At 69.2% G+C, this 25,667-nt stretch carries 22 protein-coding genes and 1 tRNA gene; 14 read left to right on the forward strand and 9 right to left on the reverse strand.

Going from position 1 to position 25,667, the window contains the following annotated elements:
- Positions 1–23 precede the first annotated feature (23 nt).
- The 5 genes from mptB to serS all read left to right on the forward strand — a co-directional run bounded on the left by mptB (position 24) and on the right by serS (position 7,688).
- Positions 24–1,484, forward strand: coding sequence for a polyprenol phosphomannose-dependent alpha 1,6 mannosyltransferase MptB (gene mptB / locus IL992_RS03770; RefSeq protein ID WP_319018316.1), 1,461 nt, complete (start codon positions 24–26; stop codon positions 1,482–1,484).
- Positions 1,485–3,542: 2,058 nt separating this feature from the next.
- Complete coding sequence (locus IL992_RS03775; RefSeq protein ID WP_193201908.1) at positions 3,543–4,817, forward strand: glycosyltransferase 87 family protein; 1,275 nt, start codon at positions 3,543–3,545, stop codon at positions 4,815–4,817.
- Between the two features lie 22 nt (positions 4,818–4,839).
- Positions 4,840–5,259 carry a DUF4446 family protein gene (locus IL992_RS03780; RefSeq protein ID WP_193201909.1) on the forward strand — a complete coding sequence of 140 codons (420 nt, stop codon included), beginning with the start codon at positions 4,840–4,842 and terminating at the stop codon, positions 5,257–5,259.
- A gap of 204 nt (positions 5,260–5,463) precedes the next feature.
- Entirely contained in the window at positions 5,464–6,384 is a 921-nt protein-coding gene (pheA, locus tag IL992_RS03785) for a prephenate dehydratase (RefSeq protein ID WP_193201910.1), read from the forward strand.
- A gap of 38 nt (positions 6,385–6,422) precedes the next feature.
- Positions 6,423–7,688 (forward strand): serine--tRNA ligase, encoded by a 1,266-nt coding sequence (gene serS, locus IL992_RS03790; protein WP_193201911.1) that lies wholly within the window; start codon positions 6,423–6,425, stop codon positions 7,686–7,688.
- 352 nt (positions 7,689–8,040) lie between these two features.
- Here the strand turns inward: serS and IL992_RS03795 are convergent, their stop codons facing one another.
- Positions 8,041–8,244 carry a cold-shock protein gene (locus IL992_RS03795; protein WP_041952879.1) on the reverse strand — a complete coding sequence of 68 codons (204 nt, stop codon included), beginning with the start codon at positions 8,242–8,244 and terminating at the stop codon, positions 8,041–8,043.
- Between the two features lie 240 nt (positions 8,245–8,484).
- Between IL992_RS03795 and IL992_RS03800 the strand changes: the two genes are divergently transcribed.
- Positions 8,485–9,282 carry an HAD family hydrolase gene (locus tag IL992_RS03800; RefSeq protein WP_193201912.1) on the forward strand — a complete coding sequence of 266 codons (798 nt, stop codon included), beginning with the start codon at positions 8,485–8,487 and terminating at the stop codon, positions 9,280–9,282.
- Between the two features lie 17 nt (positions 9,283–9,299).
- Here the strand turns inward: IL992_RS03800 and IL992_RS03805 are convergent, their stop codons facing one another.
- A complete protein-coding gene (locus IL992_RS03805; protein WP_193201913.1) occupies positions 9,300–9,827 on the reverse strand; it encodes a bacterial proteasome activator family protein in 528 nt (175 codons plus the stop codon).
- A gap of 64 nt (positions 9,828–9,891) precedes the next feature.
- Positions 9,892–10,854, reverse strand: coding sequence for an NAD(P)H-quinone oxidoreductase (locus IL992_RS03810; protein WP_193201914.1), 963 nt, complete (start codon positions 10,852–10,854; stop codon positions 9,892–9,894).
- A 186-nt stretch (positions 10,855–11,040) separates the two neighbouring features.
- On the opposite strand from IL992_RS03810, the gene IL992_RS47490 reads away from it, so the two are divergent.
- From IL992_RS47490 to IL992_RS03825, 3 genes are all read left to right on the forward strand, one after another.
- Positions 11,041–13,458, forward strand: a complete 2,418-nt coding sequence (locus tag IL992_RS47490; RefSeq protein WP_193201915.1) for a nucleotide-binding protein — start codon at positions 11,041–11,043, stop codon at positions 13,456–13,458.
- 87 nt (positions 13,459–13,545) lie between these two features.
- Positions 13,546–13,634, forward strand: a tRNA-Ser gene (locus IL992_RS03820).
- Between the two features lie 629 nt (positions 13,635–14,263).
- A complete protein-coding gene (locus IL992_RS03825) occupies positions 14,264–16,351 on the forward strand; it encodes an NACHT domain-containing protein (RefSeq protein WP_193201916.1) in 2,088 nt (695 codons plus the stop codon).
- Positions 16,352–16,606: 255 nt separating this feature from the next.
- On the opposite strand, the gene IL992_RS03830 is transcribed toward IL992_RS03825, so the two are convergent.
- The 4 genes from IL992_RS03830 to IL992_RS03845 form a co-directional block, all read right to left on the reverse strand.
- The gene (locus tag IL992_RS03830; protein WP_193201917.1) at positions 16,607–16,837 is read right to left on the reverse strand and encodes a hypothetical protein; all 231 of its coding nucleotides are present in this window, start codon (positions 16,835–16,837) and stop codon (positions 16,607–16,609) included.
- Between the two features lie 132 nt (positions 16,838–16,969).
- Positions 16,970–17,554 (reverse strand): hypothetical protein, encoded by a 585-nt coding sequence (locus IL992_RS03835; RefSeq protein ID WP_193201918.1) that lies wholly within the window; start codon positions 17,552–17,554, stop codon positions 16,970–16,972.
- A gap of 225 nt (positions 17,555–17,779) precedes the next feature.
- The gene (locus IL992_RS03840) at positions 17,780–18,949 is read right to left on the reverse strand and encodes an endo-1,4-beta-xylanase (RefSeq protein ID WP_226872303.1); all 1,170 of its coding nucleotides are present in this window, start codon (positions 18,947–18,949) and stop codon (positions 17,780–17,782) included.
- A 52-nt stretch (positions 18,950–19,001) separates the two neighbouring features.
- Complete coding sequence (locus IL992_RS03845; protein WP_193201919.1) at positions 19,002–19,631, reverse strand: polysaccharide deacetylase family protein; 630 nt, start codon at positions 19,629–19,631, stop codon at positions 19,002–19,004.
- An 816-nt stretch (positions 19,632–20,447) separates the two neighbouring features.
- On the opposite strand from IL992_RS03845, the gene IL992_RS03850 reads away from it, so the two are divergent.
- The 5 genes from IL992_RS03850 (at position 20,448) to IL992_RS48200 (ending at position 24,342) form a co-directional block, all read left to right on the forward strand.
- Complete coding sequence (locus IL992_RS03850) at positions 20,448–21,887, forward strand: MDR family MFS transporter (RefSeq protein WP_319018317.1); 1,440 nt, start codon at positions 20,448–20,450, stop codon at positions 21,885–21,887.
- A 211-nt stretch (positions 21,888–22,098) separates the two neighbouring features.
- Positions 22,099–22,881, forward strand: a complete 783-nt coding sequence (locus IL992_RS03855; RefSeq protein ID WP_193201920.1) for a carbon-nitrogen hydrolase family protein — start codon at positions 22,099–22,101, stop codon at positions 22,879–22,881.
- A gap of 141 nt (positions 22,882–23,022) precedes the next feature.
- Positions 23,023–23,235, forward strand: coding sequence for a hypothetical protein (locus IL992_RS45810; protein ID WP_226872304.1), 213 nt, complete (start codon positions 23,023–23,025; stop codon positions 23,233–23,235).
- Positions 23,236–23,260: 25 nt separating this feature from the next.
- Positions 23,261–23,533: an alpha/beta fold hydrolase gene (locus tag IL992_RS45815; RefSeq protein WP_404804730.1), complete on the forward strand. Its 273-nt coding sequence runs from the start codon at positions 23,261–23,263 to the stop codon at positions 23,531–23,533.
- Positions 23,534–23,607: 74 nt separating this feature from the next.
- A complete protein-coding gene (locus IL992_RS48200; protein WP_319018318.1) occupies positions 23,608–24,342 on the forward strand; it encodes an alanyl-tRNA editing protein in 735 nt (244 codons plus the stop codon).
- A 131-nt stretch (positions 24,343–24,473) separates the two neighbouring features.
- Here IL992_RS48200 and IL992_RS03870 read toward each other — a convergent pair whose 3' ends face one another.
- Together IL992_RS03870 and IL992_RS03875 are read right to left on the reverse strand one after the other, a co-directional pair.
- A complete protein-coding gene (locus IL992_RS03870) occupies positions 24,474–25,088 on the reverse strand; it encodes a GNAT family N-acetyltransferase (protein ID WP_193201922.1) in 615 nt (204 codons plus the stop codon).
- A complete protein-coding gene (locus IL992_RS03875) occupies positions 25,085–25,630 on the reverse strand; it encodes a DinB family protein (RefSeq protein WP_193201923.1) in 546 nt (181 codons plus the stop codon). Before IL992_RS03875 ends, IL992_RS03870 begins: the two co-directional genes overlap by 4 nt.
- Positions 25,631–25,667 lie beyond the last annotated feature (37 nt).

The raw sequence follows: 25,667 nt of genomic DNA on the forward strand, positions 1-25,667 counted from the left end.
GGCCGGTGTGGTGGAATTCTCGGGTGGATTCGAGGGGGCGCGCACGGATCGCCGCCCGGCTGGCCCCGGCCGCCGGCGGCCTGTCGATCGTCCTCACGATCGCGATCGGCGCCCTCGGGCCGTCCGCGATGGTGCCCGGGCTGCCCGGGCGGTCGTGGCAGCCTCCCTACTCGCTCGATCTCGCGCCCGACGGCCGTCTCGTCGTCGCGCTGGCCGCCGCGGCGCTCGTCCTCGGCACTGCCGGCCTGGCCGCCGGTCTCGCGTACGCCGACCGGATGCCGCGGGCGCGCACGCTGGTCGTCGCCGGATGCGCCGCCGCCGCGGTCCTCGCGTTCCTCCCGCCCTCCGGGTCGGCCGACCACCTCAACTACGCGGCGTACGGCCGGATGGCGGCCCTCGGCCACGACCCGTACGCGACCGTGCCCGCGGACCTTCCCGCCGATCCCGTCGTCGGCCGCGTGGAGGAGTGGACCAGAACCCCGAGCGTGTACGGCCCGGTCGCGACGGCCGTACAGGCGCTGGCGAGCCACGTCGGGGGCGATTCTGTCCGCCTGACGGTCTTCGTGATGGCCCTGGTCAACGCCGCCGCCTTCGTCGCCACCGGCCTGCTGCTCCACCGCGCCACCTCCGGCGATCCCGTACGGCAGCGCCGCGCGGCCCTGCTCTGGACGGCCAACCCGCTGATCGTCTACGAGCTCGTGGCCGGGATGCACCTCGACACCCTGGCGATCGCGCTCGTCGTGGCCGGGCTGGTCGCCCGCCGGGGCGTGCCGCTCGGCCTGGGCGTCGCGGTCAAGGCCACCGTGGGCCTGGTGGCGCTGGGCACGGCGTGGGAGCTGCGCCGGAGCCCCCGGCGGCTCGCCCTGGTCGCCGGGCTGGCGGCGCTGACCGTGCTCGTGGCATACCTGCTCGCCGGGCCGCATTCGCTCGACCAGTTGCTCAACGCCAGCAAGTCGGTCTCGCTCGCCACGCCGTGGAAGCTCGTGCAAAGGGCGCTGCAGGGGGTCTTCGGGTCCGGGGCCTACCGGGCGTGGATCCAGGCGGGGTCGCTGCTCCTGCTGGCCGCGCTCGCCGTCCTCCTACTGCGCGGCCGTCCGGCGGCCGAGCGCGAGGGGCCGGTGGTCGCCCTGGCCGTCGCCGTGGCCTGGCTGTTCGCCACGCCGTACGCGCTGCCCTGGTATGACGGGCTGGGTTTCGCGCTGCTGGCCCTGGTCGCCTGGCCGGGCCTGGAGGCGTTCCTGGTCGCCCGGCTCGCCGTGCTCGCGCCGGCCTATCTTCCCGCGCGTCAGACGGACCAGCCGGACGACCTGCGGTGGCTCGTCGACGTGGTCAGGGGCTGGATGGCGCCGTCGCTCCTGCTGGCGCTGACGATCGCGCTGCTGTGGTGGGCGGCGCGGTCTGGAGCGCGCGTACGGACGCTGCCAGTGCCAGCGGCACCGCGACCGTCAGGGCCATCGCCGGAATCGCGATCCCCGAGTCGTTGATCAGGAACCCGGCGAACGCCGCGGTCAGCGCGCCGAACAGCCCGGCCCGCAGCTCCGGCGCCCGCTCGTAGGCCAGGCTCAGCGCGGGCGCGCCCCACCGGGACGGCCGGGCCAGCACGAGGAACAGGAACGCCAGCGCGACCAGCGACAGCAGTGTCAGCGGGAGGTTGCCCAGCGTGTGGAGCATCGCCCCGAGCTTGCGCCCGACGACCGAGCCGCCCTCGCCGCCGATGATCTGCTGGACGAACGCCCCGAGGTGGGTGCGCCGGTCGGCGGGGCGCAGCCAGTCGGCCACCGCGATCAGCGAGATGAGCATGACCCCCGCCACGGCGATCAGCCCGAGCCGGAGAACCGACACCCGCCTGCCCGCGGCCATCAGCACGAACACCGCCACGCCGAGGACGAACGACGGCACCCCGCCGAAGTCCGCGCCCCACGTCGGCCAGCCGTCCCCGGCGATCGCGAGCAGGCCGTACGCGACGCAGACGGCCACGGCGAGCCTCGGCCGGCGGCGCAGCGCGTGGGCGACGGCCGCCAGGAGCAGGATCGTGCCCGTCGAGTAGACGGCGAAGGCCATGTTGCCGAAGCCGTAGAACCTGCCGCCGGTCACCGGCTCGTAGCCGGCCACCGCGTTCACCTGCAGCCGCGAGCCCGTCACCACGTCGGCGAGGAGCGCGAGCGAGCTGATCCCGGCGACCACAGAGGCCGGTCCCAGCACGTGGCGGCGCCACGGCCCGGCGTACGCGAGCCCGGCCACCAGGACGGCGAAGCCCAGGATCGTGCCGAGCAGGGCGGGCATCGGATGCGCGAAGCCCCACCACGGCACGAGCTGCGCCAGGAAGATCGACACCGGGAGCGCGCCGCTGACCGTCGCCACGACCCGTGTGGTCGTCAGCATCCGCCGGTGGCGCCTGATCACGAGCGCGGCCAGGCCGTAGAAGAGCAGTTGCGCGGCGACCAGCGTGATGAAGAACGGCTCCCTGACCTCCCTGAGCACCTGACTCGCGAGGTCGGCGTCGGCCAGCCCGGGGGCCGCCTCGCTCACGGGCGGCGCCGCGCCGCCGCCCGACCACGCCCTGCCGACCGCGCCCTCGGGAGTGGGCAGGCCGAGCAGGTGCGTGACCGTCGTCGTGACGTCGGTGATCGTGACCAGCGCCCGCTGCCGGGTCGAGGCGGCGGTCAGCCACCCGTGCCCGTACGGGCCGCCCGAGGCGATCGCGACGTGCAGGTGGGCGATGGAGCCCTCGCCGCGGCCGGGGGAGTCGGACAGCCCCGCCACGAGCACGGTCGAACCGGCGGGCACCTTGGCGAGCACCTCGGCGACGGTCCGGTCGGCCGCGCTCACGGCCGCCCGCCGCGCCTGCCCGCGCCCGTCGTCGGCCGAGGCCCGGGTGATCTCTCCGGCCTCGGCGACGACGAGGGCGTACGGCGTGAGGTCGGGCAGCGCGGCGGGCGTCGCGGCGTACGTCGCGACCCTGCCGGACCCGTCGGCGGCGGCCAGGGCGGCCCCCGGGCCGATGGCCGCGATCTTCCCTCCGGCGGCGGTCACGGCGTCGGCGAGGAGCCCGAGCCGGGCCTTGAAAGGACTGGCCTGCTGCACGGCGACCAGTTCGGACCAGTTGGGGACCGTCGCCGTGCCGCCGGCGGCGGTGACGGGCTCGGGAAGGGGCCCGCAGCCCGCGCCGGGGGCCGCCGCCCGCTGGCCCGCGGAGACCGTCAGCCATCCGGCGGCCGGACAGGTCACCGGCAGCCCCTCAGGAGGGACCGCCCTCGTGGACAGCGACGCGCTGGAGCCGCGGGCGGCCAGCCCCCACAGCGCGGGGGTGCGCCGCGGGTCGAGGTCGTCCCAGCGGAGGCCGGGCACCCCGACCACCACGACCCGGCCCGTCACCGCGGCGGCCTGTGGCGAAGCCGACGCGGGAGCGGCGGGCAGGACGAGGGCCGCCACGACGAGCACCAGGATCGACGCGAAGAGCCCCGCCAGCCTGCGACGCACTGTTCCGCGCTCCCTCATGATCGATAACGGTGCGGACACGGTCCACGGTAGCCTGCCTGGTCATGACGACTGGCCGGATCGCCGGGGCCCGCCGGCCCGCCTGGGCGTGGGCGCTCGCCCTGGTGGCGCTGGCCGCCGCGGCGTCGCCGCTGATCGCCTACTGGCTGACCAACCCCGAGGACCAGCGTCTGGTGGACCTGGACGTCTACCGTACGGGCGGCTGGGCGCTGCTGCGGGGTCTGCCCGTCTACGACGTGATCACGCCGGCTCCCCAGTTGCTGCCGTTCACCTATCCGCCGGTGGCCGCGATGCTGGCGGTGCCGCTCGCCGTCCTGTCGTGGCCGGTCGCGCAGTGGGTGTGGACGGTCGCCATCGTCGCCGTCCTCGCGGTGACGGTCCGGCACGCCTTCCGGGCCTTCCTGGACGGCGTGCGCGGCGCTCTGGCCGCGCCGTTGCTGTTCGCCGTGCTGTGCGCCGCGTGCACCTATCTCATGCCGATCAGGGACCAGTTCAGGTTCGGCCAGGTGGACCTGTTCCTCCTGGCGTTGTGCCTGCTCGACTGCGTGGTGCGCAGGCCGTGGTGGCCGCGCGGGATGCTGATCGGCCTCGCCACGGCGGTGAAGCTCACCCCCGGCGTGTTCCTCGTCTACCTGGCGATCACCGCCTTCCCCGCCCGGGAGGGGGATGCAAGGCAGCGCCACGGGAGCACAGCACAGCGCCGGGCCTTCTTCATGGCGGTCTTCACGGCGGCCCTGCTCACGCTGCTGCCGTTCCTGGTGATCTTCGACGACGCCCGGGACTTCTGGTTCGGGGCGTTGCTCGACTCCGAGCGGCTGGGCGCGAACGCCGCCACCACCAACCAGTCGCTGCGCGGCATGCTGCTCAGGCTCTACCTGCCCGGCTGGCTGACCACGGTGCTCTGGCTCGCCGCCGTCGCCGTGATCGGCTGGTACGGCTTCCGCCGCGCCCGGCGGGCATACCTGGACGGCGACGTGACGACCGCGGTGGCGCTGACCGGGCTGATGGCGGTGCTGCTGTCGCCGGTGGCCTGGATCCACCACATCGCCTGGGTCGTGGTCGTGCTCGCGGCCCTCGCGGGGTCCGGGCGCGACCGGGTCCGGCTGCTGGTCGCGGCGGGTGTGTGGCTCTACTACGTGCTGCCCATCCCGTGGTGGGGAGTGACGCTCAAGGCGCTGGAGATCCCCGTGCTCAGCCCGGTCGCGGGGAAGATCGTGCAGAACGCGTTCGGGCTCGGCGCCATCGGCCTCGTCTGGCTCCTCGGCGCCTGGCTGCCCCGGCGGCGGGCCGCTGTCGCCGTTCCCACTGCGGCCTCTTGACCAATTCATTACGCTCGGTGCCGTGCTGGTTACCGTTGTGGAGTTGGCCGGTGTCCTGACGGGTGTGACCGGCGTGGCCGTCGGCCTGACCGCGCTGCGCGCCGCTCGCCGTTCCGTGCGGGTGTGCCTGGACGCCCTCGATCGGCGGGCCGCCGTCGAGGGCCCGGTGGACAGCAGGGCGATCCGCGACGTGGCGCTGTATCGGTATGACGCGCTCGACGAGATGACCGGAAGGCTGTCGTTCTCGCTCGCGCTCATCAACGGCTTCGGTGACGGCGTCGTGCTGACGTCGATCAACGGACGCACCGAGACCCGCACGTACGCCCGTGCCGTACGCGGGGGGAAGGGGCTGCAGCCGTTGTCGCCGGAGGAGGAGCACGCCGTGTGGGCCGCCAGGCTCGGCATCGGGCCGGAGGTCGAGCCGCAACGCCTTCCCCGCTGAGGCGGGCCGGCGTTCCCCGGGTTGGCGGCTCATGGCGGCGGCCCTCCACGGCGAGAGGCCGCCCACGGATGGGACGGCGGTTCATCGCGGCGCGGTTGTCCACAGGATGAGCGGGCCTGTCCACAGGACGAGCCGGACGTGCGTGTTTTCCACAGGAGTGTCTCCGCATGCCCGCCACACCTACCTGCGGATACCCTTGAGGACATGTCGAAGCTCGCGTACCTGGGGCCTCAGGGCACCTTCTGTGAGGCGGCCCTGCGACTCCTGGAGCCGGATGCCGAGCGCCTGCCCTGCGCCAACGTCGGAGTCGCGCTCGACGCCGCCCGCGACGGCGCGGCGGACGGCGCGGTGGTCCCGCTGGAGAACTCGGTGGAGGGGGCCATCACCCAGACCCTCGACGAGCTGGCCGGGGGAAGGCCGCTCCACATCACCGGTGAGCTGCTGCTCCCGGTCGAGTTCTCCCTGCTGGTGCGGCCCGGCACCGAGCTGGCCCAGATCAAGCGGGTCATCACCCACCCGGCGGCCCACACCCAGTGCCGTGGGTTCATCGAGCGCGAGATGCCCGGCGCCGTGGTGATCGCGGCCTCGTCGACGGCCGCCGCCGCCCAGGAGGTCGCCTCTCCCGAGTCTCCCTACGACGCGGCGATCAGCCCGGCCATCGCCGGGGAGTACTACGGGCTCGACGCGATCGCCTCGAACATCGGCGACCGCTCCGACACCGTCACCCGGTTCATCAAGGTGAACCGGCCCGGGCGGCTGCCCGAGCCCACCGGTGCCGACCGCACCTCGCTCGTGGCCTTCCTGCGCGACGACCACCCGGGCGCGCTGCTGGAGATGCTGAGCGAGTTCGCGGTGCGCGGGGTCAACCTGACCCGCATCGAGTCGCGTCCCACCGGGGACGGCATCGGCCGCTACTTCTTCCACTTCGACTTCGAGGGTCACATCGCCGACGCCCGGGTCGGGGAGGCCGTCGCCGGTCTTCACCGGCTCTGCGACGACCTGCGTTTCCTCGGCAGCTATCCGCGGGCCGACCGGGTTCCGACGCAGATCAAGGAGGGGACGACCGACACGGACTTCGCCGAGGCCGCCGAATGGCTCGGAAAGATCCGCGCCGGTCTCGCTTGACGGGCGGGAGCCGCACCGGCTCCGGTAGCCTTTGAGCCGTGATTGACCTGCGAACCCTTCGTGAGGACCCTGACCGGCTCCGGGCGTCGCAGCGCGTCCGCGGCGAGGACGACTCGGTCGTGGAGACCCTGCTGTCGCTCGACGAGCGCCGCCGTGCCGCGCTCAACAACTTCGAGTCGCTGCGCGCCGAGCAGAAGAGCATCGGCAAGTCGGTGTCCCGCGCGTCCGGAGACGAGCGCCAGGCGCTGCTCGACCGCGCGAAGGAACTGGCCGCGCAGGTGAAGGCGGCCGAGACCGAGGCCGCCGCGCTGGCGAGCGAGCTCGACGAGCTGCTCATGACCGTGCCGAACATCGTCGAGGAGGGCGCGCCCCCCGGCGGCGAGGACGACTACGTGGTGCTGGAGGAGGTCGGCGAGAAGCCGGTCTTCGACTTCGAGCCCCGCGACCACGTCGAGCTGGGCGAGTCGCTCGGCGCGATCGACATCGAGCGCGGCGCGAAGGTCTCGGGCGCCCGGTTCTTCTTCCTGACGGGTGTCGGCGCGCGGCTTCAGCTCGGGCTGCTCAACATGGCGATGCAGCAGGCGATCGAGGCGGGCTTCACGCCGATGATCACGCCTGTGCTCGTGAAGCCGGAGTCGATGCAGGGCACCGGATTCCACGTCGCCCACGACAAGGAGATCTACCGCCTGCCCGAGGACGACCTCTACCTGGTGGGCACCTCCGAGGTGCCGCTGGCGGCCTACCACTCCGACGAGATCCTCGACCCCCGCGCTCTGCCTCTGCGCTACGCCGGCTGGTCGTCCTGCTTCCGCCGCGAGGCCGGGTCGTACGGCAAGGACACCCGGGGCATCATCCGGGTCCACCAGTTCGACAAGGTCGAGATGTTCTCCTACTGCCGGCCCGAGGACTCCCACGAGGAGCACCTGCGGCTGCTCGCCTGGGAGAAGGAGATGCTCGAGAAGGTGGAGCTGCCGTACCGCATCATCGACACGGCGGCGGGCGACCTCGGTACCTCGGCGGCCCGCAAGTACGACTGTGAGGCGTGGATTCCCTCGCAGGGCCGCTACCGCGAGCTCACCTCGACCTCCAACTGCACCGACTTCCAGGCCCGCCGCCTGAAGGTGCGCTACAGGGACGAGGACGGCAAGCCGCACCACGTGGCGACGCTCAACGGCACGCTCGCGACGACCCGCTGGATCGTGGCGATCCTGGAGAACCACCAGCAGGCCGACGGCTCGGTGGTCGTCCCCAAGGCACTGCGGCCGTACGTGGGGCTCGACGTCCTGGAGCCGCTGTCCCGGTAGACCTACCGGCCCTCATCGAGGACCTCCGGCGTGGTGCCGCCCACCGCGTCCGGAGGTCTTCGTGTATGTCCGGGCGGTCCCTGCGGCGGCCGGGGGTTCCCTGGCGCGGCGTCGTGCGGCCGGAAGCCTCAGATGTCCCTGAAGTGCGATCTGCACCTTTGACGGCAGGGGCGTCAGATGTGATGTAAATCTCTCGGTTTGGATGAGAGTCGAGTGCGAAGAAGGCCCTCGCGCGTGAAACTTTCATGCGCGCGGGCCTTCCGCGGGTCCGCCGCAGCGCTTACGGCCGGGGCTCCCCAGGTACGCAAAAGGCGGGGCTCGCCAGCGCGAGCCCCGCCTTCGTCACGTCAGGTCAGAGGCCACGGACGTTCGACGCCTGCGGGCCCTTCGGACCGGCGATGACCTCGAACTCGACCCGCTGGCCGTCCTCGAGGTTGCGGTAGCCGCTGCCCGTGATCGCGGAGAAGTGCACGAACACGTCGGGCTCGCCGCCGTCCGGTGCGATGAAGCCGAAGCCCTTCTCAGCGTTGAACCACTTGACGGTTCCCTGAGCCATTACTGCTCTCCCTAAGGAAGTGAATCTTGGGGACCACACCTCGTGGACCCCGGGTGTGTCGCACAGCTCCCCGGGTGGCTCATACAGTCAAACTGGTTTTCGCTACGGGAACAGCTAATACAACGCCTTCACATCTAACACTATGTAGCCCGTTGGTGTTCCACGTCCGGGGGAGATTTCTCGCCCCGGGGGTGGCTGAGGGCATGGCACGGCATATCTCGGTGCACACTGGAACCTGTCATGACCTGCCCCCGCCTCGTCGCCACGGACCTCGACGGCACCGCTCTGCGCACCGACGGAACAGTCTCTCCACGTACCGCCGCCGCCTTCGCCCGGGTGGAGGAGGCCGGCGGCACCCTCGTCTTCGTGACCGGGCGGCCGCCCCGGTGGATGCACAGCGTCGCGGGAGCCGTACGGCACCGCGGGCTGGCCATCTGCGCCAACGGCGCGCTCGTGTACGACCTCCACACCGAGGAGATCGTCGAGTCGCATCTGATCGACCCCGACGTCCTCGAAGAGTGCGTCGCCCGGCTGCGGCGGAATGTGCCCGATCTCACGTTCTCCGTCGAGTACGAGGGAGGCTTCGCGCACGAGTCCGACTACGCGCTCGGGCGCTGGGACGCCCGGGAGCTGTCCTATGGGCAGATGGTGGCCATCGCGGCGCTGACCTCCCGGCCGTGCGCCAAGCTGCTCGCGCAGCACCCCTCGATGGACCCCGACGAGTTGCACCGCGGCGTGCTGGAGATCGTCGGCGACATCGTGACCCCGACCCACTCCAGCGGGCGGGCGCTGATCGAGATGAGCGCGTACGGCGTGACGAAGGCCACAGCGCTGGCCACGCTGGCCGAGGAGCGGGGGATCAAGTCCGCGGAGGTGGTCGCCTTCGGCGACATGCCGAACGACCTGCCGATGCTGACCTGGGCCGGCACGTCGTACGCGGTGGCGAACGCCCACCCCGACGTGCTGGCCGCCGTCGATCATGTGACGGCGGCCAACAACGACGACGGTGTGGCGGTCGTGCTCGAGACCCTGTTCTGAGTCAGCGGGCCGGGGTTCTACAGGTAGGGACCGCCCGCGCGGTGGCCCTGGTCGTCCTGTGCGGACTGGCCTATGCCGCCGGGGAGTGCGCGGCGCATCTGCTCCAGCTGCGCCCGCGCGGCCATCTGCTGGGCGAACAGCGTGGTCTGGATGCCGTGGAACAGGCCCTCCAGCCAGCCGACGAGCTGGGCGTGCGCGACTCTCAGCTCCGCGTCGCTCGGCGGGGTGTCGCTCTCGTCGCTGAACGGCAGGGACAGCCGTTCCAGCTCCGCCACCAGTTCGGGGGCCAGGCCCTCCTCGAGCTCCTTGATGGAGCTCTGGTGGATGTCCTTGAGCCGCTTGCGGCTGGCATCGTCGAGGGGAGCCGCCCGCACCTCCTCCAACAGCTGGCGGATCATGCTGCCGATCCGCATCACCTTGGCGGGCTGCTCCACCAGGTCGGCGACGGACCGCTCCTCGTGCTCGCCCTTACCGTCGCCGCCGGAGACCGAGAGGCCCTGCGGCCCCACGACCACGATCTGCGGCGTGCTCTCGTCTGCGTTCATCGATCGCTTACAACTCCTGATTCGCTCCGCTGGGCCACACCCTGCTCACCCGATCCAACCTAACTCACCTGACCAGCAGGAGCTTTCCGATGTGTTCGCCCTCCTCGAGCATCCGGTGGGCGCGGGCGGCCTGGTCGAGGGGGATCCGCTCGTGCACCACGGGCCGTACGGCCCCGGCGGCGACGAGCGGCCACACGTTGTCCACCACGCCCCGGCAGATCACGCCCTTGTCGTCCACCGGGCGGTTGCGCAGCCCGGTCGCGTGGATCGCGGCCCGCTTGGCGAGCAGCGTGCCGAGGTCGAGCTCGCCCTTCGCGCCGCCCTGCATGCCGATGACGACCAGGCGGCCGCCGGTGGCGAGGGCGCGCAGGTTCCCGGGCAGATACTTCGCGCCGATGATGTCGAGGATGACGTCGGCCCGGCCCTCGAACCGCTCGGCGAAGTCCTCCTCGCGGTAGTTCACGCCCTCGTCCGCGCCCAGCTCGCGGCAGCGCGCGAGCTTGTCCGCCGAGCCGGCCGTCACGAGCACGCGGGAGCCGTACGCCTTGGCGAGCTGGATGGCCATGGTGCCGATGCCGCTCGCGCCGCCGTGGACGAGCAGGGTCTCACCCTTGCGCAGGCGGGCGGTCATGAAGACGTTCGACCACACCGTGCAGGCGACCTCGGGCAGGCCGGCGGCCTCGTCCAGCGTGACGCCCTCCGGCACCGGCATCACCTGCTGCCAGGGGACCGCCACCCGTTCGGCGTATCCGCCGCCGGCCAGTAGGGCGCAGACGCGGTCACCGGGGGAGAGATGCGGGACGTTCTCGCCGACTTCGGTGACCGTTCCCGAGCATTCGAGCCCGGGGATCTCGGAGGCTCCGGGCGGCGGCGGGTAGAAGCCGCGGCGCTGGAGCAGGTCCGCCCGGTTGACGGCCGAGGCGGCGACCTCGATGACCACCTCACCTGCGCCGGGACGCGGGTCGGGCACTTCCTGCCAGGCCAAAACCTCAGGTCCGCCGGGTTCGGAAATCACGATCGCACGCATGTGACCTAAAGTAGCGTGGCGGAGAACTCGGCGGTTGCCCGCATTCACCGTATTACGTGGCGCTAATCTGCAATGTGTTTGCTACCCCATTAGCCCAGCCCGAGGGGGTACACGGTGGCGAGACATGATCGTGAGGATCCCCATTCTCTCGAGGACCAGCTGGCATGGCTTGACGCGATCAAGGAAATGCCCGACGAGGTGGAGATAGCGGTCAGCGCGGTCACCTCCGCCACGCTCGCCTCTCCACCGCCGCCGCCGCAGACCGACCCCGAGCCCGCCTCGCCGTACCCCGCCGACCCCTGGAGCCTCGTCCCGGCCGAGCCCGCGTCCGGCGGCCTGCTCCGCGGCACGGCCGACAGCGCGACCGGCTCCGCGTACGGCGCGCCGGCACAGGAGGATGCGCAGACCTCCGAGGCGTCGTCCACCGGTCCCGTCCGCGAGCCCTTCTTCGGCGCCGGCTATTCCGAGAGTTTTGGGTACGAAAGTAGCGAAAAGTCCGGATTTGGGTCCGGATATGGCGCCGACTCGGCGTACGGCGAGAGGAACTTCGGCGACACGAACTTCGGTGACACGACGAACGTGAGTGACACGACGGCCTTCGGCGATACGACGGCCTTCGTGACCAGGCCCGAGTCATCGCCCTCCGAGGAGCGTGAGGACCCGTCGCCGGCCGAGTCGCCCAGCGCGAGCACCGCGTTCGGCACACCGCCGGAGACGAGGGGTGAGGAATCCGCCACGTCGACCGGGCCGGTGAGCGCCCCGTCGTTCGGCTCGTCTCTCGGTTCGTCCTTCGGCGCGGCGCCGGAGTCGTCTTTCGGGGAGTCGTCTTTCGGGGCGGCGCCCGAGTCGTCTTTCGGCCAGGCGCCGGATCGTTCTGCGGAGTCGTCCTTCCCGGGGTCTTTCGGTGCCTCGTCCGGTGCGGGATCGGAATCCCCGGCAGCGTCCTCGGGCGCGACGCCGGAGACGCCGGGCGACGACCAGGAGTCGCCGGAGGGCGAGAGTCACCCCACCACGCCGCCGGGCGGCCTGAGCGGTTCCTCGTCCTTCACCACCCCTCTGTTCGGCGAACGGGCCTCCGGCGGTGCCTTCCCCGGCTCCCCGGCGGACACCGACGCCTACAAGAACATCGGCGCGTTCTCCGGCAGCGAGCCGCTCAAGCCCTTCGCCTCCCCGGCGTCCGGCTCCACGAAGGAGCCGCTGCGTGGCTGGCTGGAGCCGGCGGTGCCGGTGCCCGCCGCCCAGCAGGAACCCGCCGCCCCCGCCGAGCCGGAGGAGCCGCCCGCGCCGCCGGAGATCCCGTCTCCGTTCGCCACCCCACAGGCCGAGACCGCGCCGGACTTCGCGGACGACCGCTTCACCGGCTCCCTGCGGGAGGACCTGGCCGCCGAGGAGCGCAAGCCGTACGAGCCGGGTCCGATCGCGGCGCCGACGCCCCTGCCAGCGCCTGCACCCGCACCTCTACCCGCGCCCGAGCGCGCGTCGGCGCCGAGCCCCGCACCCGACCAGGCGCCCGCCGTGGAACGGGACGCGGTGGCGGAGCGGGAGGCCTACCAGCCCCCGCGCCGGCCGGCTCCCCCCGTCTCCGCCTTCAGCTCGCCCGCGCGTACGACGGGGAGGTCGGCAGGGTCGAAGCCGACCGCCGACAGCCTCGACCCGGTCACCCTGCTGAGGGGACGGAGAAACGCTCCCGCGACGGGCTGGCGGCGGCTGGTCTACAAGGCGTCCGCCGGGCTGATCAAGCCGGGTGAGGCTCCGGAGGTGCGGCGGCGCCGTGAACTCGTGCAGCGCGCCCGCACGCCCGTCGCCACCGGCCACCACCGGGTCGCCGTGCTCAGCCTCAAGGGCGGGGTGGGCAAGACCACGACGACCGTCGGACTCGGCGCCACGCTCGCGCAGGTGCGCGGCGACCGTGTCATCGCGGTCGACGCCAACCCCGACCGTGGAACGCTCTCCGACAAGGTCGAGCTGGAGACCGCGGCCACCGTACGCGACCTGCTGAACGAGCGCGCGCAGATCAAGCGGTACGTGGACATCCGGGCCTTCACCTCGCAGACGCCCTCGCGTCTGGAGATCCTGGCGTCGGACCGCGACCCGTCGGTGTCGGAGGCGTTCAGCGCCAAGGACTACCACGCGGTGGCGAACGTGCTGGAGAACTTCTACTCCATCTGCATCACCGACTGCGGCACCGGTCTCCTGCACTCCGCCATGTCGGGTGTGCTCGGCATGGCCGACCAGATCGTGCTGGTCAGCTCGCCGTCCGTGGACGGCGCCCGGGCGGCCTCGGCCACGCTGGACTGGCTGGAGGCGCACCACTACGGCGACCTCGTCCGGGCCGCCACCGTGGTGCTGTGCAGCGTACGGCCCCGGTCGAAGTCCACGGTGGACCTCGACAAGCTGGAGGCCCACTTCGCCGCCCGCTGCCGCACCGTGGTCCGCGTGCCGTACGACGCCCACCTGGAGGAGGGTGCGGAGATCGACCTGGATCGCCTCCAGCAGGCCACCCGGGACGCCTACCTTCGCCTGGCCGCCTCCGTGGGCGACGGCTTCGCCGGCCCACAGGCGCTGGCCGAGCCCAGGTTCTCGGAGATCCCGGACCACCTGTAGACAAGGGTGATCTCTTTCGCGGTCGCGGTCACGCGCCGAGGAGTGAGAGACTAGGCTGCTGCGTGGCGCTCCAGGGTGGGGTGCCGGGGAGAGCTCGCCTAGTGGACGATGGCGGCGGTCTTGAAAACCGCTAGGCCGGGTGACCGGTCTCGTGGGTTCGAATCCCACGCTCTCCGCTCAACCAGCCAAAACGGCGTCTGACCAGCGGTTTCGCTCGGTTCAGACGCCGTTGATTGTTACGGCCATGCGCAGCCGTACGCCACCCTGAGCAGCCCCCGGCCGCTGTCCGCGGGATATACGCGGGGTGGATTTTGAGGTATTTCGCCTGGTAGGCAGGACGTGCGACCGACAGCAGAGGAAACAGCGGGCCGGGGGATGCTGTCTGGCGTCCAGGACGTGAGAGCTCTTATACAGCACCTCATGCAGCTGCCAAGCTTGCCCGGCCGACAGCACTACAGGGCCAGTTGGTCCGGGTGCCTGGGGCGGGCGCCTGCTCATCTGCATGGCCGGAACCTAGGAGACATAAAGGACCATACTCCATAGAAAGGTGCTGTAGGTCGTCGGTCCTGGAACGGCGTTCGTTCCCGCCCACGCGCCGGCTCTCTCGATGACGAGTAGACGCTCAGAGATCATCGATGCAGAATGCCCGTATTGGGAACTGGTCTTGCAGCCGCTGGGGGCCATCAATTGACTGATCCCTATGCGGAGTCTGCCGTTTTCGCCGGGAACTCCATCGGCTCCCGGCGTCTATGGCATTCCATGGAATGGTGGCCCAGAGGCAAGCGAAAGAGGTAAAAATAGTTTCATGCTCCGCCGTGCCCAGATTGTGCTGTCCGTTCTCTTCATTGCGTTGCTCGGGGTGGCGACGAATGTGGCGACCGGGGTTCTGCCGTCGTCCTGGGACAAGCACCTATGGGTGGCGTGGCCGCTGATGATCGTAATCGTGATCGGTGCGGCAGTGCTGGAGGTCGCTCAGAAAGACGAGCAGCCAACAAGTTTTCCCTCGGCACAGGCTCGTACTGAACTTATCCGCCGGGTGCGGCGATTCTGGGTAGCCGGTGTTCTGGAGAAGTCGCTCTACAACGAGGCTCGGATTGAGCTTGACCTGGTGGTTCAGGAGTCCGCGGACCGGCCCTGGGACATCGCTGTAACATGGGTGAACGGTGCGCAGGAGCGACTACCGCCGGGAACGGGAATGGCGGAAGTTTTCTCGCTTATGGACCGGCGGGTTGTCATCCTGGGTGCTCCGGGAGCGGGTAAGACGACCATGCTCCTCGAACTCGCCAAGAGTCTCCTCCTGGCAGCCGAAGACGAGAGTAATCCGGTTCCGGTTATCCTGCCGCTCGCATCGTGGGCGCGGCACCGTAAGAGGATCGCGGACTGGATAGTCGATGAGCTCGTGGAAAGCTATGGCATGCCACGGCGACTCTCGAGCGAATGGCTGCAAAATCACCAGATCCTGCCCCTCTTCGATGGGCTTGACGAGGTTGCAGCAGAAAATCGCCCAGGATGCGTTTCTGCGTTGAATAAATACCTGCAGGGGAATCCGATCAGCAGTGCAATTTGCTGTCGTGAGGCCGAGTATGCAATGCTTCAAGAGCAAGTGAAATTGCACGGTATCGTGACGATCCAGCCGATGACGGAGGATCAGACCCAGCGCTTTCTTGCCGAGGCGGGGCCCGGGTTGAACGGGTTGCGAGCAGCGCTCACCGCTGACTCTGAATTGTGGCGGCTGGCCTCGTCGCCGCTATTACTGAGCATCATGGCCCTCGCCTATCGTGACGGCCCCGAGCTACCTCCGGCAACTCAGCAATCTGGCCCGCGCCGTCGCCTTTACGCCCAATACGTGAGGACAATGCTGCGTTGGCGCAAGAACCGAAAATATCCTCCGGAAGAATCTCGTCGTTATCTACATCTTCTTGCGAACCGGCTCCGCGGTGAACGGCAGACCGTGTTCACGCTCGATCTGTTAGGAGCCAAGTGGCTCCCCTCGGGTAGTTATCTGAGCGGCTCACATTTCGTTGTACTGCTCACTATCGCGTCCTCGTCCGTGTTCATGTTCCTCGCATCTTGGCCGCTGGCTGGGGCGACGGTGGCCTTGATCGCCGCGATTATTGTGGGGATTGGCCTCACTGCGCAAATACTCAGTAATGATTATGAGGATATTGCGGGCATTTCCTGGTGGAGTCGAGATGAGACAAGGCAGGTCTGGCTGCCCAGAGAACCGTCTCCGCGAGGAGACGTAACTGTCAATTCAGTGATGAAGTCTCTGGTCATGGCGGTTGGCGGTTTCGCGGTGCATGGGATTGGAGACAAAATTGTCGCGTCTGTGATCAGCCTGGCCGTTGCCGTTGTCATCGGGTTCAAGGAGTCCGCGCTTTCCGGGCCAATATATGCAATTGACTTATTCGTCTGCTATCTCCTAGTTTCTGGCCTGGTAGATGGCTTCATGCACGAGCTCTCGGAGTCGGGGCGAACCGTAGTCCGGAGACGAGAGGTGCCGAGTCCCTCACTACGTCCTCGGGTCCGCCTCGCTCTACGTGTCGGTCTCGCGTGGAGCCTGATCACTGGTTTTGTTTCCGTATATGTCACGGGGGTGGCACCGGCGGAATCGGTTCCTCCAGCCACTTATGGGCTTCTCGTCGGTCTGGCATCTCTCCTCTTGACCTTCGTCTCGATAGGTGGCGGGCCCCTTCTTGAGCAATTTGTGCTTCGGGTGGAGCTGAGCTGGTCGCACCGGTTCCCGTGGCCGTGTTTGCCGTTCCTTGACTTCATGACGGAGTGTCTGATCCTCCGGAGAGTTGGGCACGGGTACATTTTTGTGCATCGCGAACTCATGGATTTTCTCGCAGATCCCGAGGCGAGAACCGAACTCGAACGCCGCCCAGAGTAGATGTCCCGCGTGGTCCGGCCAACTAGCTTGATAGTGCACAAGAAGGATGCGCCTATGTCGGGACGATCGCACGGGATGCCGTGTCTCAGAGCGTATCGATCAGGTACGACAACGGCAGCGAACAATCGGCCTTGCTAGCGCCCCCGCTGGCACGAGTCCTTCGATGATCATGGCTGACGCTGACTCTCTAGAGACCGATTTCTCCGATGATCAGGCATGTCTGTCACGGGTGGACGGCTCTGACCATGTTATGGATCAGGTTCGCTCTCTGTTCTGACCACTCTGGAGTTCATCGAGGCCTCGCTGGCAGACGGCCCACTGGATGTTTTCGCTGCCAGCATCAGCGAGAACCACGCTGGCGACGATCGCGTCATGACAGGGCGGAGTTCCGTGCTGGCTGCAGCCGCCTCTGGCGGCCGCGCTGTTCCGGTTCTTGTACCAATTGGAGGGCTGAGGAGCCAGGATTTCTACGATGGTCGACTTCATGACCCTCAACGTAGAAACTTGCGTCATCCGCAGCAACCCCATGACGCCATGCACAGCCGTACGCCCCTCAGCAGCCCCTGGCCGATGGGGAGCCGCTCCCGACGGGTGGGCTTCCTCGCTGTCTCGCCGGTCTCAAGCGATTATGCGGGCGAGTGGATCAGTGGCCAGGCGACGGAGGGTCATGGCCGTCTGGATTGCCTGGCCGGCGAAGGGCTCAGGTCGTCTACCGGACTCGATTGCCTCAGCGATGGCAAGAAGATCATCGGGAGGCATCAGCGGGGTATGGACATCGCGAAGGTACAGCCGTCCGCTGGCAGAGGCGGACTCCACTATCTGCAAGTAGGGGATGCGCCGGCCGATCGTGGCATCCAGGCGCACGTGCGCCGTGGACAGGTCGAAGCGCTTGGCCTTCAGGGCCCCTTGAATGACGAGCACCGTGCCGAAGAGATCGGCGCGAAAGCGCAATACCCGCACACTCAGATAGGTCATCGCGAACACGGGAACGAGGGTGATCAACGCGACGCCTGCGATCGGGACTAGCGCGGACGAAGGCCCGCAGCCCAGATAGTCCCTTATTTCCTCCTGCTGGCTTGGCGGAGCATCATCCGGAATGAACTCGCAGAGGACCGGCCCATGTAAGGCTTCCTGAAATGCCGATGATCGCACGAGCGTGACCGCGGATATGGCCAGGTAGAGGATGCCGAGAAGAGTGGTCACCGGGATAGCGGTCTGCGCCAGGACGGACGGGCCTACGCGGAGCCGCAGAGGGGAAGTGGCCACCCGATCAAGGCTATAGATCTGGTGCTCTTCCCGATAGCCCTGTCCAGGCGACGGCAGTGCAGGGGGCACACCCTGGACGAGGAAACGCCGCCGCACGTTATACGGCAGAGTGCGGCAATGGGGCCGCACTCATGGAGTGCGGCCCCGTGCCTGTCGGTACGGTCAGTTGCGGCCCGCGCCCGGGCCGGAGCGGTGCGGGGCGCCCGCGGCGAGTGCCAGGTCCTGCTGGAGCACGTAGTACTGCGACTTGGGCTGCAGGTTCCCGTCATACAGCAGGGCGGCGCCCTCCTGCGGGTTGTCGAACCAGCCGGGGATCCAGGAATACGTGTCGCCGAATCCCCAGGGGGTGAACGAGATGCATTCGCGCACGGCCAGACACGCCTTCAGGGCGCGGGACCAGTAGCTCTCCTGGGCGTACCCGGCCAGCGGGTTGGTCGGGGTGTTCTCGTTCGGCGGGGCCTGCGTGAACGTGCGGACGTCCACCTCGGTCTCGGCCACCTTCAGGCCGAGATCCGCGAAGCGCTGCAGGTTGTTCTGCAGGTCCGGGAAGCCGTACTGGGTGTCCAGGTGGCCCTGGAAGCCGACGCCGTCGATGGGCACACGCTGCGCCTTCAGGGACCGGACGAGGTCGTACACGGCGTTGCTCTTCGCCCCGGTGAACTCGAGGTTGTAGTCGTTGTAGAAGAGGAGTGCCTTGGGGTCGGCCTCTCGGGCCCAGCGGAAGGCGTCGGCGATGTAGCCGAGGCCGCCCCACGCCTTGTACCAGATGGTCTGGCGGGGCTGTCCGTCGTCGTCGAACGCCTCGTTGACCACGTCCCACTGCCAGATGTCGCCCCTGAAGTGCTTCACCTGATCCTGGATGTGCTTCTTGAGCAGGGCCTTCAGCTCGTCGTTGGACAGGGTGGTGGTGTAGCCGTCGGAGGAGAGCCAGGTGGGCAGCTGGCTGTGCCACACCAGCGTGTGGCCGCGGACCAGCTGCTTGTTCTTCTTCGCGAAGGCGACCAGCCGGTCGGCGGCAGCCCAGTCGTATGTGCCGCGAGTGGGCTCCACCAGCTGCCACTTCATCACGTTCTCGGGAGTGACGCTGGAGAACTGCTCGGCCGTGATCCGGGTGTAGTCGGCGTTGCTGCCGAGTTCGTCCGTGTTCACGGCGGTACCGATACGCAGCCCGACCCGGTCGCCGAGGGCGCGCAGCGAGTCCGCGGGGTACTTGGCGGCCTGGGACTGTGCAGGGGCGGCGCCGGGTTCGGCCGAGGCCGAGCCGGTGAGAGCCATCCCGCCCAGCAGGACCGTGGCGCTCACGAGGCCGATGGACAGTACGGGACGAAGCAAAGGAACTCCTCGGGTTGGGGGGAAACGGGGGGTGATGGGTGGTGCGTTCAGGTCAGCCCCGGCGGGCGGGCAGCGACAGGTGCCATCCCTCCGACCGGAGCGCGGGGATGACGGCGTCCACGGCGTCGACGGTCTGGCTCCGGTCCCCGCCGCCGTCGTGCATCAAGACCACCGCGCCCGGCGTGATTCCTTCTCGCAGGCGGCGGATCAACTCGGCGGTGCCCGGCGGATCCCAGTCGCCGATCGCCAGGCGCCAGCCCAGCGCCTGCATGCCGAGATCGGCCGCGACGGTCGGCGTCTGCCCCCAACTGCCGTACGGGGCTCGGAAGTACGGGATGTGCGCCCCCGGCACCGCTGCGCGGATGGCGGCGCTCGTCTCCAGCAGATCGGCGCGGATCTGCTCCGCCGACCAGGTCGCCATGTCGTCGTGGTGCATGCTGTGGTTGCACAACGTGTGCCCGTCGGCGACGATCTGCCGGACGATTTCCGGATGCCGCCGTACGTGATCGCCCCAGAGGCAGAAGACCGCTTTCACGTGGTGCTCGCGCAGCACGTCGAGCAGGCGCAGCGTGTCGGGCGGGTTCGGGCCGTCGTCGAAGGTGAAGCCGACCGACAGCCCGCCACTGCGGGTCGAGTCCACGACCGTGGGGATCGGGTTGTCCGCCAGGACCGGATGTGCCATGCCCAGCACCAGACCTATGGCGGCCAGCGGGACTGAGAGAAGACGTGGCCGGCGTGGGCGTCGGCTTCGATTGACCACCACGACTCCTCTTCGGACGACAAGACTGGCCGAAAGTTTCGGCAGTGTTGCGAAAGCAATGCCGACCATAGGAACCTGTCTGTTGTACGTCAAGAGTCACGACCACCAGCGAGTTCGCGTGCGGCGTGGGTTCCATGGTGTGGGACATGAGAGTCGGCTCCCTTCGTACCGCGAAACGAGTGGCAGATGTTCCGAAACTTTTCGGCGGCGCCGCGGCGGGCGCGCCGGTGACGGTTCTTGCGACGTCCGCCTCCCTCCGCGCCGGGCAGGGGGCGATCGTGCGAGGTGGCCTTGCCGGCGGGATCACTGCAGCACCTCGGCGAGTACGTGGAAGAGGCCCGGGAGGTCGGCGAGCGGAGACCTTGTAGAGGGGACGCCGGTGAGAGCGCGGGACATGCGGTGAGAGCGCGGGACATGCGGTGAGAGCGCGGGACATGCGGTGAGAGAGTGCGGGACATGCGGTGATCTTCTTGCGCCCGCGCCTCCATCTGCGGCTCAGTCTCGGGCTCACCACCACGTGTGGCCGTATGTGGAGATCCTCTGCCGGTGAAAACCGGGTGACATTTCGGGTTGCTTGCCGGAATGTCGGTTGAGGACGATGAGTTTTGTCGGTGGCGCCTGTCAGGCTCTCAATGACCACAACTTCTGTGAGACCCAAGGCTGGGGCCGGCAAGGGCCTCGTCATGTCCCGACAACGCTGATCGAGGTGCCGTGTCCATCACCCAGTCCGATTCACCTGTGAAATCCGCGACGGCCGTTTCGAAGAGCACCCCCGGCACCCCGCCCGTGATCCGGCTGCTGGTGCTCGCCACGTTCGTGGTCGTCCTCAACGAGACGATCATGATCAATGCGATCCCCCGGCTGATGGGCGCTCTGCACATCACCGAGCAGACCGCGCAGTGGCTCTCGACCGCCTTCATGCTGACCATGGCCGCCGTCATCCCGATCACCGGATGGTTCCTGCAGCGGGTGACCACCCGTCGCGCGTACGCCACCGCGATGGGTTTGTTCCTGATCGGCACGACGTTGGCCGCCGTCGCCCCGTCGTTCGAGGTGCTGCTGGGCGCCCGGATCATCCAGGCGTCCGGGACCGCCGTGATGATGCCGCTGCTGATGACCACATTGATGCAGGTAGTGCCTGAGGCGGACCGGGGCCGCGTGATGGGCAACGTCAGCCTGGCCATCTCGGTCGCGCCCGCGATGGGCCCGGCGGTCTCGGGGTTGATCCTCCAATTCGGGTCCTGGCGGCTGCTGTTCGCCGTGGTGCTCCCCATCGCCGCGCTGATCACGTGGCGTGGCCTGAAGCAGCTCAAGAATGTCGGAGATCCCCAGGTCAGCACCATCGACTGGCTGAGCGTGGTGACCGCTGCCGGCGGCTTCGGCGGCCTGGTCTACGGGCTCAGCCGGTTCGAGGGCGGTGACGTCCGCGTTGCCGCCGCAGTCGTCGCGGCGGGCCTGGTCGCCATCGTCGTCTTCGTCGTCCGCCAGTTGTCGTTGCAGAAGCGCGGTGTGCCGCTGATGGACCTGCGCACCCTGCGCCACCGCACCTACACGGTCGCGCTGATCCTGATGTCGGTGGCCTTCATGGCGATGCTCGGTTCGATGATTCTGCTGCCGCTGTACCTGCAGAACGTCCGTGAGCTCAGCCCTCTGGAGACGGGACTCCTCGTGATGCCGGGCGGCCTCGCGATGGGGCTGCTCGGTCCGGCCGTCGGTCGCCTGTTCGACCGTTTCGGCGGACGGGTTCTGGTCATTCCCGGCGCGGTCGGAATCACGCTCGCGCTCGCCGGCTTCACACAAGTCACGATGACCATGCCCTACTGGCAGCTCCTGGGTCTGCACGCGTTGCTGATGGTGAGTCTGGCCGCGGCCTTCACCCCGGTGTTCACCCTCGGGCTCGGAGCGGTTCCTCCACGGCTCTACTCCCACGGCAGCTCGATCCTGAGCACGCTGCAGCAGGTCGCCGCGGCCTTCGGCACCGCGCTCGTGATCACCGTGATGAGCGCGCGAGCCGACGCCCTGAAATCCGCGGGAACCGCGGAGACGCTCGCCAACCTCGAGGGCATGCGGCTGGCCTTCATCATCGGCGCGGTGCTGTCTTTGGCCGTGGTCGTCACCGCTGTGCTCCTCCCGGCCCGTGCGGACAGCACCGTCGAGGTGGAGGAACCCGCCCGGTGAAGCGGCGTGACGGCTGCTCGTCTCCGTCCCGGTCACAGCCTGGGCGTTCACGCTGCCGTCGCCTCGGCCTGGGCCGGTGTGGGTTCGCAACACGGTACGGAACAACAGTCGGCTGAGGGCCAGCATCGCTCCCGGGGCCCACTACCCGAAGAGGGCCGCGCCTGCCGTTTTGGCGTAGTTTCGAGATCTACGGGCCGATGTGGAGGTGTTCGTGCGAGTCGTGGTGACACAGCCTGCGAAGTGGCACTCTGACGGCGACCGGAACTTCGACGCGGTGCTGCGCGACGCCGAGCGGTCGCGCATCCGGTTCGGTCCGGATGACGTGGTGGTGCTGCCCGAACTGGCCGGCGCGGAGCTCGGCGACCGGCAGTATGGGCGGCGGGTGGAAGGGCTCGCCCGGTCGCTGGGCAGCTGGGTCGTCGGCGGATCGCACCACTGCGCGTCCGGCTCCGGCACGGTCAACCGCGGAGTCGTGGCCGACCCCGGTGGATCGGTGGTCGCGGACTACGAGAAGCTCAATCCGTACGGCGACGAGCGGGCCGCCGGAGTCCTCGGCGGCAGCCGTCCCCGTGCCGTCGAGGTCGGCGGCCGTCAGTTGCTCGTCCTGTTGTGCGCGGACTTCTGGTACTTCGACTCGCTCACCGCCGAGTCCGGGCCCGACCTCGTGATCGTCCCGGCGTTCTCGGTCACCCAGCGGCCGTCGCCCGCCATTGCGCGCTCCCTCTGGCGGCACATGGCCGTGTCGCGGGCGTACGAGGTGACCGCGTTCGTGGCGATCAGCGATTGGGCGCACCCCTCGGCGTACCGAGGGCGGACGGGATGCGGGGTGGCGGGCTTCGCCGATCCCAATCCCGCGACCTCCCGAGGGCTGTTCCGCGGGCTCGGCAACAGGCGCTTGGCCGCCTTCGAGCCCGACTTCGCGGCGCTCACCGACCTGCGGGACAACCGGAGGGACAGGAACTTCGCCGCGGTGCCTTCCCGTCCTGTCGCCTGACCAGGAATTACGGTCGCCATACAACGGGCGAATCGGTTGTGAATACGCCGAACGGATGAGACGTTTTTCCGTCTGTGGCCGGATTGACATAAATTTCTCACAGTCAGTGCTCCATGGTGTCATCCCCAAATGGAGGGCCGTGTGCGAGCACGAGGGCGATTGACCGTCGGCGTCTCTTGCCTCATCGCCGCCCTGCTTCCCCTCTCGCCGGTCGCCGCGGGCACCGCCGATCAGGGCAGAGGCGGGCCCACCCCATCCGTCACCTGGACGCCCTGCGCGGAGGACCCCACCGCGGACTGCGGCACGCTGGCCGACTTCACCGCTCTCGTCGCCTTCAACCACGGTTGCGCGTGAGGACTGCCGGACGCGCACGGGGCCGCTGTTCGACCACGTGGACACACTCAGCGTCGTACGCGACCTCGACGCCATCCGCGCCGCTCTCGGCGAGGACGAGCTGACCTACTGCGGGATCTCGTACGGCACGCTCATCGGGCAGCTCTACGTGGAGCGCTTCCCCGGCCGCGTACGGGCCCTGGCGCTCGACAGCAACATGGACCACAGCCTGGGCGCCGGGGCGTTCCGGCCCCGTGGCCCGTGCCGTCCGGATCCATCCCCGGCCTGCCCGGCTGGCGATTCCGGTCCCGACCGATGACACCCCGGGCGTGGACCGTACGGCTCGCGCCCAGGACGGGCCCCGGTCCGTGCGCCGTGGCTAGACTCGGTCAGGTGACGTTCGATCTTCACGGGCGGACGAGGCGGCTGGAGCTGACCGACCAGGATCTGCGGTCCTTCGAGGCCGTTGTGCTGGAGGCCACGCCGGACGGGATCGTCCTGGACCGATCGGCCTTCTACCCGGGCGGCGGAGGCCAGCCGCCGGACCACGGCGTGCTGCTGTGGCAGGGCGTCGAGACCCACATCGAGGGCGTGCGCAAGGGGGACGACCTCTACCTCATCCCGGCGGCGGACGACCCGATCCCGCCCGCCGGCACGGTCGTACGGGCGGCGGTCGCCGACGAGCGGCGCTCCGCGCTCATGCGCACCCACTCGGGCCTGCACGTGCTGTGCGGCGTCGTGTTCCGCGACTACGGGGCCCTGGTCACCGGCGGGAACATGGAGCCGATGACCGCGCGGATGGACTTCAACCTCCCCGAGGTGCCGCCCGGCTTCAAGGAGGCGGTCGAGGACGCGTGCAACGCCGAGATCGCCGCCGACCGGCGGATCGACGTACGCGTGCTGCCGCGCGCGGACGCCTTCGCGATCCCCGACATCATCCGCACCGCGACGAACCTCGTGCCGGAGGACATCCCCGAGGTGCGGATCATCGACATCGTGGGCCTCGACACCCAGGCCGACGGGGGCACGCACGTCGCCTCGACCAAGCAGATCGGCAGGATCAAGGTCGCCAAGATCGAGAGCAAGGGTCGCGGCTTCCGCCGCCTCCGCATCGCGATCTCCGACTGACGGTCCCACCACCGCCGCCCGCGAGGCGGGGCTGCACCTGGTGCACCACGCCGGGGAAGAGGTTGCTGGTGGCCATCCACAGGATCAGCCTGGCGCTGTCGTTCGTCGTAACGTCGTACGCCGCGGGACGGTCAGAAGTCGATCCGCACGACGGCTCGCCTGAGGGTCGGCCTGCTCACCTCGGTGAACCCCGCGTCGAGGAAGACGTCGCGGCTGCCGACGTGGAGTTCGCCCCAGGTGATCTCGACGCCCGGGCGGGTGATCATCGGGTACGCCTCCAGGGCCCGGGCTCCCCGCGTCCGGGCGAAGTCGATCGTGGCATGTGCGAGCGCGTACGTCACTCCGCGCCGGCGGAAGCCCCTGCGGGTGACGAAGCAGGTCACGGCCCAGACGCTGTCGTCGGTTTGGTCCTCCTGCCGCCCGGTCCAGGGGACGCGGGTGCGGGTCAGCTGGGGGTAGGCCGTCCGGGGCTCGACCGCGCACCACCCGACCGGCTCACCGTCGAGATAGGCCACGAGACCGCTGGTCGACCGGGCTCCGGGGGTTCCGCAGCCGGTCTGCTCGCGCAGGCGCGCGGCACGCTCGGCGTCCGAGACCGAGCCCCACTGGTAGGTGAAGATCTTGTAGCGCTGGCAATGGCAGTCCGTCGTACCGAAGATCGCTCGCAGGTCGTCCCACGACGCCCGGTTGGCGGGGACGATGACGAGCCGATCGGCGGGAATCGGCTCAGTGATGTCCTGCCTCATCCCGCCGGCTGGTCCTCTCCGACCAGGCCGTCGACGGACTCGCGGATGAGGTCGGCGTGTCCGACGTGGCGGGCGTACTCCTCGATCATGTCGATCAGCAGGCGGCGGAGGCTGGGCGACTCGCCGCGTGAGCTGGTGTACGCCGCGAGCCGCCCGAGGCCGCCCTCGGCCAGCGCCTGCCGTACGTTGGCCCGGGAGCGGGCCACCGCCTCCTGCCACAACGCCGTCAACTGTTCGGGAGTGTCGTCGGCGGCCGTGCGCCACTCCCAGTCGGGGTCGGCGTCGAAGTCCACGGTGTCCCACGGCGGCGACGGCGGTCGCCCGAACAGCTTCTGGGAGAACATGTCGTCCTCCACCAGAGCCAGGTGCTTGCGCAGTCCTCCCAGGGTCATGGACGACGCGGCGGTGGTCGCCCGCAGGCCTGCCGCGTCGAGCCCGCCGCACTTCCACGCGAATATCCGGCGCTGACGGTCCAGGGAGCCCAGCAAGGTGTCGATCTCGTCGCCCGCGACCGGTGGCTCATGAAGGACGTTTTCGGTCATGGCGGACAGGCTACGGTGCATTCCGGACGATCCACTT

This window comes from Microbispora sitophila, assembly GCF_014892245.1.
In the GTDB taxonomy this organism is placed as follows: Bacteria; Actinomycetota; Actinomycetes; order Streptosporangiales; family Streptosporangiaceae; genus Microbispora; species Microbispora siamensis.